At 70.1% G+C, this 9,822-nt stretch carries 13 protein-coding genes and 1 riboswitch; of the genes, 5 read left to right on the forward strand and 8 right to left on the reverse strand.

Going from position 1 to position 9,822, the window contains the following annotated elements; all coding sequences use genetic code 11:
- The first annotated feature begins 39 nt into the window (after positions 1-39).
- A complete protein-coding gene (locus QZ753_RS17690; protein WP_294645550.1) occupies positions 40-900 on the forward strand; it encodes a DMT family transporter in 861 nt (286 codons plus the stop codon).
- Positions 901-909: 9 nt separating this feature from the next.
- On the opposite strand, the gene QZ753_RS17695 is transcribed toward QZ753_RS17690, so the two are convergent.
- Positions 910-1,197 (reverse strand): hypothetical protein, encoded by a 288-nt coding sequence (locus QZ753_RS17695; RefSeq protein WP_294645552.1) that lies wholly within the window; start codon positions 1,195-1,197, stop codon positions 910-912.
- A 48-nt stretch (positions 1,198-1,245) separates the two neighbouring features.
- Positions 1,246-1,350: riboswitch (SAM-I-IV-variant riboswitch) on the reverse strand.
- A gap of 255 nt (positions 1,351-1,605) precedes the next feature.
- Here QZ753_RS17695 and QZ753_RS17700 point away from each other — a divergent pair.
- Complete coding sequence (locus QZ753_RS17700; protein ID WP_294645554.1) at positions 1,606-2,010, forward strand: diacylglycerol kinase; 405 nt, start codon at positions 1,606-1,608, stop codon at positions 2,008-2,010.
- Here the strand turns inward: QZ753_RS17700 and QZ753_RS17705 are convergent.
- Positions 1,985-2,170 carry a DUF2256 domain-containing protein gene (locus tag QZ753_RS17705; RefSeq protein ID WP_294645556.1) on the reverse strand — a complete coding sequence of 62 codons (186 nt, stop codon included), beginning with the start codon at positions 2,168-2,170 and terminating at the stop codon, positions 1,985-1,987. The genes QZ753_RS17700 and QZ753_RS17705 overlap by 26 nt on opposite strands.
- A 94-nt stretch (positions 2,171-2,264) precedes the next feature.
- Here QZ753_RS17705 and QZ753_RS17710 point away from each other — a divergent pair, with 94 nt between their 5' ends.
- Positions 2,265-2,957 (forward strand): SDR family oxidoreductase, encoded by a 693-nt coding sequence (locus QZ753_RS17710; RefSeq protein WP_294645558.1) that lies wholly within the window; start codon positions 2,265-2,267, stop codon positions 2,955-2,957.
- A gap of 4 nt (positions 2,958-2,961) precedes the next feature.
- Here QZ753_RS17710 and QZ753_RS17715 read toward each other — a convergent pair whose 3' ends face one another.
- From QZ753_RS17715 to QZ753_RS17740, 6 genes are all read right to left on the reverse strand, one after another.
- Entirely contained in the window at positions 2,962-4,344 is a 1,383-nt protein-coding gene (locus QZ753_RS17715; RefSeq protein WP_294645560.1) for a deoxyribodipyrimidine photo-lyase, read from the reverse strand.
- 29 nt (positions 4,345-4,373) lie between these two features.
- A complete protein-coding gene (locus QZ753_RS17720) occupies positions 4,374-5,075 on the reverse strand; it encodes an ABC transporter permease (protein ID WP_294645571.1) in 702 nt (233 codons plus the stop codon).
- Between the two features lie 32 nt (positions 5,076-5,107).
- Positions 5,108-6,046 (reverse strand): ABC transporter ATP-binding protein, encoded by a 939-nt coding sequence (locus QZ753_RS17725; RefSeq protein ID WP_294645562.1) that lies wholly within the window; start codon positions 6,044-6,046, stop codon positions 5,108-5,110.
- On the reverse strand, positions 6,043-7,224 hold the full coding sequence (locus tag QZ753_RS17730; RefSeq protein WP_294645564.1) for an ABC transporter permease: 1,182 nt from the start codon (positions 7,222-7,224) through the stop codon (positions 6,043-6,045). Before QZ753_RS17730 ends, QZ753_RS17725 begins: the two co-directional genes overlap by 4 nt.
- 182 nt (positions 7,225-7,406) lie before the next feature.
- Positions 7,407-8,036 carry a DUF4166 domain-containing protein gene (locus tag QZ753_RS17735; RefSeq protein WP_294645565.1) on the reverse strand — a complete coding sequence of 210 codons (630 nt, stop codon included), beginning with the start codon at positions 8,034-8,036 and terminating at the stop codon, positions 7,407-7,409.
- Positions 8,033-8,458: a thiol-disulfide oxidoreductase DCC family protein gene (locus QZ753_RS17740; protein WP_294645566.1), complete on the reverse strand. Its 426-nt coding sequence runs from the start codon at positions 8,456-8,458 to the stop codon at positions 8,033-8,035. The genes QZ753_RS17735 and QZ753_RS17740 overlap by 4 nt, the downstream gene beginning before the upstream one ends.
- 190 nt (positions 8,459-8,648) lie before the next feature.
- On the opposite strand from QZ753_RS17740, the gene QZ753_RS17745 reads away from it, so the two are divergent.
- The gene (locus QZ753_RS17745; RefSeq protein ID WP_294645568.1) at positions 8,649-9,566 is read left to right on the forward strand and encodes a methyltransferase; all 918 of its coding nucleotides are present in this window, start codon (positions 8,649-8,651) and stop codon (positions 9,564-9,566) included.
- A partial coding sequence (locus tag QZ753_RS17750; protein ID WP_294645570.1) for a S4 domain-containing protein occupies positions 9,563-9,822 on the forward strand: 260 nt, incomplete at its 3' end. The genes QZ753_RS17745 and QZ753_RS17750, both read left to right, overlap by 4 nt.

Genomic DNA, 9,822 nt, shown 5'->3' on the forward strand with positions numbered 1-9,822 from the left:
GCCATTACGCCCGAACCGGAATTCGGAAAGGGCAGGGCGATGGCGAGATCGTTGGCGGGTTGGGGCAGCGGGCTTCTCGGGGTGCTGATTTTCAGCGGTTCTCTACCGGCGACGCGCGTCGCCGTCGCGAGCCTTCCCCCGCTGTTCCTGACCTCGGCGCGGGCGACGATCGCGGCCGTGCTGGCGGCAGCGCTCCTGCGGATTCTGAAGCAGCGCAGGCCGCAACGGTCCGACCTGCCGGGGCTCGCCATCGTCGCGCTCGGGGTGGTCGTCGGCTTCCCGCTTCTCACCGCCCTGGCGCTGCAAACCGTCACCGCATCGCACTCGATCGTCTTCATCGGTCTTCTGCCACTGACAACAGCGATCTTCGGCGTCGTGCGCGCGGGCGAACGGCCGCGCCCGGCGTTCTGGCTGTTCTCGGGTCTCGGCGCGCTGCTCGGATCCGGCTTTGCGGTGGTGCAGGGCGGGCGGGGATCGTGGCAGGGCGACGCGCTGATGGTGGCGGCGGTCCTCGTCTGCGGTCTCGGCTACGCCGAGGGCGCGCGGCTGTCGCGGCGGCTCGGCGGCTGGCAGGTGATCTCCTGGGCGCTGGTCTTGTCGCTTCCCGCCATGGCCGGCCTCGCCATCCTCACGCGACCGCCGAGCTTTGCGTCCACCGGCGTGCCGGCCTGGGCGGGGCTCGCCTACGTCTCGGTGTTCTCGATGCTGGTCGGCTTCGTGTTCTGGTACCGCGGCCTCGCGCGGGGCGGCATTGCGGGCGTCGGGCAGTTGCAACTGCTCCAGCCGTTCTGCGGCCTCGCTCTCGCCGGCTGGCTCCTCGGCGAAGCCGTGCCGCCGCTCATGGTCGCGGTGACGCTCGGCGTCGTCGCCTGCGTCGCGGGTGCCCGGCGCTTCGCCTGACGGGCCGGCTCAGGCTGCGACGCGGACGCCGTCTGCTTCGGTTGCGATCGAAAAGGCTTCGATGGCCCAGCGCGTCGCCTCGTGCCGCCGGTCGCCGTCGAGTGCGCGTTCGAGATGGACGGTCCGGGCCTCGCGCGGATCGAGGCGGTAGATCGCCGTCCAGTCGCCGTGGAAGACCATCCAAACCTCGCCCGGCCGCTTGGCGTGGCCGGTGCCGGGACGGCGGGACAGGCCGAGGAACAGCCTCTGCGACCCGGCGCCCGCGAGGGGATGGGGAACGGTCTGCGGGTTCGGCATGCGTCTGTCTCCGCCATTCGTCGCGGGACCGATGCGCTGAGATATGGCTGGGCTCCGTTTGGTTGCCGGTGCGGCCACATCCCCCTTGCGGAGCGCCACCTTGCCCGGACGGCAGGTTGGCGTTGGACATCGGTCCAACTCTTGATGCTGGTGGGTGCCTAGCAGGTCCCAACGCCGGTTTCAACGGGGCCGACCAACGCGCATAGTGCTGCACCGTCATCGCGGACACGGCGAGTTGTGCTGCCGGCCGGCGCGTGGACGGTTATGAAGCGAGAGGATGGCGCGTCGAGAGGCCACGGGCGCGTGGACGATCGATGGCCCGCAAGCCTTCATGCCGCCATCTGCGTGCCGTATCGCGCGGCGCCCTCTATCGCACGGCACCCGTCCACCGCATCGGACATTCCGCCCATGACCGACCCCCACGGCTCCGCAGGCCTTCCACCCCCCAAGCTGCGGGGCGTCGAACATGTGCTTGCGGCGGCCGGTTACTCGATCAACGGCGGGCGGCGGCTTCTGCGCGAGCCCGCCTTCCGGCACGAGATCCTGTTCGGGTTGGTGCTCGTCCTCCTCCTGGCGCTGCATGGCGCCTCGGCCGCGGCCTTCCTGATCCAGCTCGTGCTTCTAGCGATCCTCGGCGCCATCGAGGCCGTCAACACTGCGATCGAACTCATCGTCGATCGCGTGTCGCCGGAGTTCTCGTCCTTCGCCAAGCACGCCAAGGACCTCGGATCCTTCGCGGTCTTCTGCCTTCTCGTCGCCAACGCCGCCTTCTGCGCGGCGGTGCTTCTCAAGGACTCGACGTCGTTTCTTTGACCGTGCCGGCGCGGCGGCGCTTGGCCTCCGCCCGGCAGCGGTCGGAGCAGTAGAGCACCTCGTTCCAGGTCTTGGCCCAGGCTTTCCGCCAGACCATCGGGCGTCCGCAGTTTAGGCAGGTCTTCTGCGGCAGGTCGGCCTTGCGGCGCATCTTGGCCATGGGTGTCCTCGCGCGGTCTGGTCGCAGGAACCGAACCATACGGCGCGCGGTTCCAGCGGCACCCGACGGCATGTGACGAGCAAGGAGGAACAGGATGCTGCCATCGCTGCAGACGGGCTATCGGGCCCTCGTGTTCGGCGCGACAGGGGGCATCGGAGGGGCGGTCCTCCGGGCGCTGGAATCAGACGCGCGCTGCGGGGAAGCCGTCGGCCTGTCGCGGCGCGATGGCTTCGATCTCGAGGACGAGGCCTCCATTGCGGCGGCGGCCGAGCGTCTCGGCACCGGTGAGTTCGACCTCCTGTTCGATGCGACCGGCGGCCTCCAGCTCGACAGCTACGGCCCGGAGAAATCGCTGCGGGGGATCGAGCCGGCCGGCATGGCGCGCCAGTTCGCTGTCAACGCGATCGGCCCGGCGCTGATCCTGAAGCACTTCGCCTCGCGCCTGCCGCGCGGACGGCGGTCTCTCTTCGGAACCTTGAGCGCGCGGGTCGGGTCGATCGGCGACAATCGTCTCGGCGGCTGGATTTCCTATCGCGCGGCCAAGGCGGCGCTGAACCAGATCGTGCGCACCGCCGCCGTCGAGGTCGCGCGCCAGCGGCCGGAGGCGGTGCTGGCCGCGCTCCATCCGGGCACGGTCGCGACGCGCCTGTCCGAACCGTTCGCGGCAAACCACGACCGCCTCGAACCCGACGCGGCGGCCGCCGCCCTTCTGTCGGTGCTCAACGGCCTGCCGGCCGAGCGGAGCGGGTGCTTCGTCGCTTATGACGGCAAGCCGATCGAGTGGTGAGGCGTCAGGCGTCGGCCTCCGCCTTGGCCAGCTTGTCGACCGTCGCGACATAGGCGTCGGCATCGAACTTCTTCAGCGTCGCGGGGCCGAGATAGCGGATGCTGCCGAAGACGGGGCGCCTGCCCCAGGGGCGGTCGTGCAGGCCGAACAGCCAGGCGACGTTTGTGAAGGAGTTGGCGTCGCGCCCGTCGAGGAAGTAGCGGTTGTTGAGCCGCAGCGTCGTGCGGAAGGCTTCCTCCGGCGAGGCCGACCACTCCACGATCTTCTTGCCCCAGTACATGCGCAGCTGGTTGTGCATGTAGCCGGTCTCGCGCATCTCGCGCATGGCGGCGTTCCAGTAATGATCGTGCGTCTCGCCGGCGGCGAGCTGCTTCTCGGAATAGACGTGCGCGCGCTTGTCGTCGGCGTGCTCGCCAAGCGTCTTGCGGCACCAGTCCGGCAGGCAGGCGTAGTCGTCGTACTTTTCCTCGTAGAAGACGTGGTTGATCGCGAGCTCCCGTCGCACGATCAGTTCCTCGAGATAGGACGACTTGTCCTCGTCGCCGCCGGTCTTCGCCTCGCGCACCGCCAGCGCGATCTCGAGCGGCCCGATCTGCCCGAAATGGAGATAAGGGCTCAAGTGCGAGGCGGCGGCCGCCTCCGGCTTGTTGCGACGAGTGCCGTAGGTCGCGAAGGACTTTCCAAGGAACGCCTTCAGGCGCTTGCGCGCCTCGCCCTGGCCGCCGCGAAAGCGCGTGACGGCCCCGATCTTGTGGTCGAGCTTCATTGAGGCGACGAGCTTGGCGGGGTCCGAGAGGTCGAGCTTCGACTTTGGAACGTCGGCGGCCTGCTTGTGCTTGACCCGCCGCTCCGACAGGGGCTGCAGAAACTCGTCCCAGAGCTTGTGGATCTTCGGGCGCAGGGTGCGTGCGGCGTATTCGTGCTTGGGCGATGCGGTCTCGACGGGCACGACCGTCTCGGTCTCGATCTGGTGCAGCGGACACTCGATGGCCTTGGCGAGCTTTCGCCGCCACTCCTTCTCGATCCGGAGATAGCCGCGGTCGCAGACGGTCAGCGCAGCCTTCTTCGACAGGCGGAGCGCGATCTCGTCGGGATCGCCGAGCGCGCCGTGGAAGGTCACGTGCCGCTTGGCGAGGTCGGCTTCCACCTCCGCCAGCCCCTCGACCATGAAATGGTAGTGGCGCGCGTTGCCGTCGGGAAAGGCGTCGGTCATCCCGAAGACGCAGACGAGCGGCAGGTCGAGTTCGTTCGCCCGGTCGATCGCGTATTCCAGCGCGTGGTTGCCGTGCGCGCGCTTGGCCGCCTGCATCCAGTAGAGGACATAGGCGCCGTTCTCGCGCGGCTCGCCCTCTTTCAGCATGCGGATGCGTTGCGGCTGGATGGTCATGCCACGGGTCCTCGGTACGGGGGCAGGGGTCAGCCGCGACGCGGCAGGGCGAGACGGCGCTCCAGAACGGTGAGGCCGTCGAAGACGAGAACGGCGAGCAGGCCGACGATGACGGCGCCCTGCACCACGAAGGCGGTGTTGCCCGACAGGAGCCCCGCGATGATGACCTCGCCGAGCGTCGGAGCACCGACGGTGGAGCCGATCGTCGCGGTGCCGAGGCCGACGACGACCGACAGGCGCAGACCGGAGACGATGAGCGGCAGGGCGAGCGGCAGTTCGACCCGCCAGAGCCGCTGCCACGGCGTCAGCCCGACCCCACGCGCGGCTTCCATCACCGGTGGGCCCGCCGCGTTGAGGCCTGCCACCGCATTCTCGAAGATCGGCAGCAGCCCGTAGAGGAAGAGCGCAAACAACGTCGGCGCAAGGCCGAAGCCGACGGCCGGCACGGCGAGCGCGAGGACGGCGACGGGCGGAAAGGTCTGGCCGATGTTGACGATGCTGCGCGACAGCGGAAGGAGGTCCGCCCCGAACCGGCGGGTGACGAGGATCGCCAGCCCGAGGGCCACCACGAAGGCCGCGAGGATGGAGGCGAGCACCAGTTCGACGTGGCTCGCCGTCAGCGCGAGAAGGCTGGTCTGCGTGTAGATCGCCGGCGCCCCGTTGTTCGTGAGCGGCTGGAGCAGCGGCGCGAAGGCCTCCGGCTTCAGGACCGCCGCGGCGAGGAGCGCGATCCCGAGCGTGCGGGCGAGGGGCGCGGCGAGGCTCACGCCGGGCGCGCCGCGCTCTGGATCAGCGCATCGCGCCGGATGATGCCGGCCGGAATGCCCCGCTCGTCGAGCACGGGCGCCGACTCGCGGCCCGACCACAGGAGCTCGGCGAGCGCGTCGCGCCGGTTGAGGCCGCGCGCGAGCGGCGCACCGAACGCCTCGCCGGGTTCCAGCAGCCCGTCGATGTCCTCGACCGCAAGGAGGCGCAGCGCCCGGTCGCCGCTGCCGACCATCTCCTCGACGAAGCCGTCGGCCGGCCGCGCCAGGATCTCGGACGGCGTGGCGCACTGGACGACGCGCCCGGCGCGCATCACGGCGATCCGGTGACCGAGGCGGATCGCCTCCTCCATGTCGTGGGTGACGAGGACGATCGTCGTCTCCGTCGCCTTCTGGAGCGCTTCGAGATCGCTCTGCGCCTTGGCGCGGATGATCGGGTCGAGCGCGCCGAAGGGCTCGTCCATCAGGAGGATGTTCGGCCGGGCGGCGAGCGCGCGGGCGACGCCGACGCGCTGCTGCTGGCCGCCGGACAGTTCCTGCGGCAGTCGGCCGGCGAACTCGCGCGCGGGCATCTGGAAGAGTTCGAGCAGTTCCTCGACGCGGACCGCGATGTCCCGCTCGCTCCAGCCGAGAAGGCGCGGCACGGTCGCGATGTTCTCGGCCACCGTGCGGTGCGGGAAGAGGCCGTGGTTCTGGATGACGTAGCCGATCCGGCGGCGAAGCAGCGGCCCGGGCACCGAGCGGATGTCGGTGCCGTCGATACGGATTTCGCCCGATGTCGGCTCGATCATCCGGTTGATCATGCGCATCAGGGTCGTCTTTCCCGAGCCGCTGGTGCCGACGATCGCCATCACCGTGCGCGGCTCGATCGTGAGAGACACGTCATCCACCACCGGGCCGGCGTCGTATCGCTTTGTGACGCGGCGGATCTCGATCATGGCGCGGTCCCCTTGGGCGAAACGGAGGCGAAGTCGATGGCGGCGTCGAGCACGGTGGCCGAGGCGAAGGCGAGCGCGACGGTCGGCAGCGCGCCGAGGAGCACGAGATCGGTGGCGTTCTGCCCGAGGCCCTGGAACACGAAGACGCCGAAACCGCCGCCGCCGATCAGCGCGGCCACGGTAGCGAGCCCGATGTTCTGGACGAGGACGATGCGGATGCCGGCGAGAATGACGGGGAGCGCAAGCGGCAGTTCGACGCCGACGAGGCGCTGGCGACGCGTCATGCCAAGGCCCGTCGCCGCATCGCGCGCGGCCTCGGGCACGGCGGCGAGACCGGCCAGCGTGTTGGCGACCACCGGCAGCATCGAATAGAGGACGAGCGCGACGAGCGCCGGTGCCGCCCCGATGCCGCGGATGCCAAGCGTCGCCGCGCCGGGAACGTGGAGGGCCACCCAGCCGAGCGGCACGATGAGAAGGCCGAAGAGCGCGATCGACGGTACGGTCTGCACCACGTTGAGGACGGCGAGCGCGGGCGCACGAAGCGCCTCGATCCGCCACGCCAGCACCGCGAAGGGCACGCCCAGCGCGACCGAGATGGCCATCGAGCCGTAGGCGAGCGCGACGTGGCGCACGCCCTCCGACCAGAAGGTGCCAGCGCGCACGGCGTATTCACGCATGACCGAAAGACCGTCGAAATGGCCCGTCGCCAGAAGCGCGCCGAGGATGAAGAGGATGCCGGCGAGGAGCGCGAGCCGCGCCACCGGGCCGGGCCGCAGCCGGGTCAGGGCGTCGGTGAAGAGGAGCGCGAAGGCCGCGAGCGCCGCCCAGAAGCCGGAGGCCGGCGAGACCCGCGCGTAAGGGTTTTCCGGCGCGGCGAGGACGCCCGGCGCGAGGCCGATCGCCAGAAGCAGGACGACGAGACCGGCGAGCGCGACGCCGACACGCAAGGTCGGACCGAGGCGAAGGGCGCCGAGCGCGGCGCACCCGACGAGGAGCGCGAGGAGAACATGCCCGGTTCCCGCAGGAAGCGAGGCCAGAAAATCGTTCGCGACGCCCGGCACGATGCGGTTGGCCTTGGCGGTGGCGAACGGCAGAAGGAAGATCGCGCCGAAAAGCAGGAGCGCGGCCGGAACGCCCACCTTATTCAGCCGCAGGGCAATCCTCGATCGTCGTCCCATGTCTGTCTGGTCCGATCGAAGCGCAGGCGCGTTCGACTCGGCCGGCGGTGTCGGAAGAAGGGCGACGGACATGGCTGGTGTCTCCGGTGCTCGTCGCGTGGTCGGCGCCTCGCGGGCAGGCCATGGTCATCGTGCGGGTGTCACCGCGTCACCTGAAGATTATGGGGCAGGCAAACGATTCGTCAGGGGTGTCGTTCCCGCCGCGACGGGATGGCGCGGTCGCGGGTGGCGTTCGAGTTCGTGACCGGCTCCCCGCCGAGCGCCCCGGACCCGTTTGTAAGGCGGCCGCGATAGGCGACGACGAGGCCGATCAGCGGCGCGCGGATCGTGACGTCGAAGCAGAACCAACCGTCGCTCGCCGTCTCGACGGCCTCGCCGGACGGCCATAGCCATCGCGGCAGCGGCAGGCCGAGACACGTCGCCCGGCGATGGACGAGGCGGAGACGATCACCGTCGCGCACGAGGGCGGCGCCGACGCAGATCGGGCCGAAGCGCTCGAACAGAAGCCGCTCGCCTCGCCGGCTTCCCGCCCATTGTCTGGAGCGAAGGACATGGCCGCCGAAGTCGCGCGTCCAGGCTTCCCCCGCGCCCGAGGGTTCGACCAGGACCGAGACGGGCACCGCCTCGCCGGCCTCGGGGAAGCGGAAGGCGAGGGCCGCGAGCCGGGCCAGCGGTCCTCGGCCGCGCCGGATCGTGGCCGTGCCAGACCAGCGATGCGGCCCCTGGCCGTCGTGGAAGGCCCGAACCTCACGCGGGAGGGCATCGAAGGCGTCGCCCATCACGACCTGATAGGACGAGGCCGCGCCGCTCAAAGGATACGGCCGCGATACTCGGGGGCCGGCACCCAGCACGTCTCCCGCTTTCCGAACAGCCGGTAGCGATTGCGCGCGATCGTGCGATAGACGAGATCGCGCAAGGGGCGCGGCACGAGGCGGAACACCGTCATCAGCTTCCACGGAAAGCCGATCGTCTCGTAGATGCTGAGAACGGCATCGCTGTCGCGGCGCAGGCGATCGCCATCGACGATGATCATCGTGGTCGGGTCGTTCGGGTCCATGCCGTGCCGCCGGTAGAGCGCCTGCCCGACGTCGCCCTGCATCGATGCGAGCCGGAACCGCCGCGCCTTGTCGTGGTCGAGCACGAACTGGGCGTTGGCCGAGCAAAGGACGCATTCGGCGTCGAATAGGATGATCGGACCGGTCTCCTCGATCCCGGGTTGCGGTTCGGCTGGCATAACATTCCTTCCGCGGGCGCTTCGATCCGCTCGGACGGAATCGCTCCCCGCGCTGCCAGCCTATCCCGGCCGGCCAGACGCCGGAAGCGGCGGCGGCCGTCATCGCGCGCGACCCGGCGACACATTCCCGCGATGGACGCCCGTTCCGCCCCGCTTTCGACCTTCCCGGCAAAGCTGCTATGGGGGCCGTGTGAGCGATCGTCATTTCCCCGCCAGCGCCGTCTACGGCGCACCGCCATCCGACCTCCTCGACGTGCCGGAGGACGCCGTGCAGGTCTCGCCGCTGCGGCCGGGCTCCGCCGCGCTGGAAAGCCTTCCCGCCGGCGGGCTCGACACCGTGTTCGTCGCCGCGCCGCCGGGCTCGATCGAGCGCCGCGCCGTGCTGGCGCACGCCTTGCGGGCGCTGCGCCCCGGCGGAACGCTGGTGGCCCTTGCGCCCAAGGACAAGGGCGGGCAGCGCCTGCGCGGTGAACTCGAAGCCTTCGGCTGCACCGTGGCCGAACGATCCAAGGCGCGCCAGCGCATCTGCGAGGTCCGGCGTCCGGATGCGCCGACCGGCCTCGAAGCGGCAATCGCAGACGGAGCGCCGACCTTCGTCGAGGAAATCGGCCTGCATTCGCAGCCCGGCGTCTTCTCATGGAATCGCATCGACCCCGGCAGCGCACTTCTTCTCCGGTACCTGCCGGCCTTCGCCGGGCGGGGCGCCGATCTCGGCGCGGGGCTGGGCATCCTCGCGCGCGCGGTTCTTGCGGCGCCGGCGGTCGAGGAGCTGTCGCTGGTCGAGATCGACCGGCGCGCGGTGGAGGCGTCGAGGAAGAATGTCGGCGATCCGCGCGCCCGGTTTCACTGGGCCGACGTGCGATCCGTGCCGCTCGCCGACCTCGACTTCGTCGTGTCCAATCCGCCGTTCCACGCCGAGGGCATCGAGGACCGCGCTCTGGGCCAGGCCTTCGTCGCCTCCGCCGCGCGCATGCTGCGGCGCTCGGGAACCTTCGTCCTCGTCGCCAACCGGCACATGCCCTACGAGGACGGCCTCCGCGTCGCCTTCCGCAGCATGACCGTGCTCGCCGACGAGGCCGGCTACAAGATCATCGAAGCGCGCAAATGACCAAGGTTCCGACCGCCCGGCTGGACAAGCTTTTGGCCAATCTCGGCTACGCGTCGCGCCGCGAGATCCAGCTTCTGGCGAAGAACGGCCGCATCCGGCTGGACGGCGTGCCGCTGGCCCGCGCCGACGAGCGCATCGCCGTCACCCCTGATCTTGAAACACGAATGGTCGTCGATGGCGAGCCGCTCGATCCGCTGCCGGGCTTCGCGCTCATGGTGCACAAGCCGCTCGGCGTCACCTGTTCGCACAAGGAGGC

The sequence above is a fragment of the uncultured Aureimonas sp. genome, from assembly GCF_913775355.1.
In the GTDB taxonomy this organism is placed as follows: Bacteria; Pseudomonadota; Alphaproteobacteria; order Rhizobiales; family Rhizobiaceae; genus Aureimonas.

Bases quoted from the DNA above. Each gene is read 5' to 3' on its own strand.
- QZ753_RS17690 (WP_294645550.1), top strand. From the start codon at position 40: ATGGCGAGATCGTTGGCGGGTTGGGGCAGCGGGCTTCTCGGGGTGCTG.
- QZ753_RS17695 (WP_294645552.1), bottom strand. From the start codon at position 1,197: ATGCCGAACCCGCAGACCGTTCCCCATCCCCTCGCGGGCGCCGGGTCG.
- QZ753_RS17700 (WP_294645554.1), top strand. From the start codon at position 1,606: ATGACCGACCCCCACGGCTCCGCAGGCCTTCCACCCCCCAAGCTGCGG.
- QZ753_RS17705 (WP_294645556.1), bottom strand. From the start codon at position 2,170: ATGGCCAAGATGCGCCGCAAGGCCGACCTGCCGCAGAAGACCTGCCTA.
- QZ753_RS17710 (WP_294645558.1), top strand. From the start codon at position 2,265: ATGCTGCCATCGCTGCAGACGGGCTATCGGGCCCTCGTGTTCGGCGCG.
- QZ753_RS17715 (WP_294645560.1), bottom strand. From the start codon at position 4,344: ATGACCATCCAGCCGCAACGCATCCGCATGCTGAAAGAGGGCGAGCCG.
- QZ753_RS17725 (WP_294645562.1), bottom strand. From the start codon at position 6,046: ATGATCGAGATCCGCCGCGTCACAAAGCGATACGACGCCGGCCCGGTG.
- QZ753_RS17730 (WP_294645564.1), bottom strand. From the start codon at position 7,224: ATGGGACGACGATCGAGGATTGCCCTGCGGCTGAATAAGGTGGGCGTT.
- QZ753_RS17740 (WP_294645566.1), bottom strand. From the start codon at position 8,458: ATGCCAGCCGAACCGCAACCCGGGATCGAGGAGACCGGTCCGATCATC.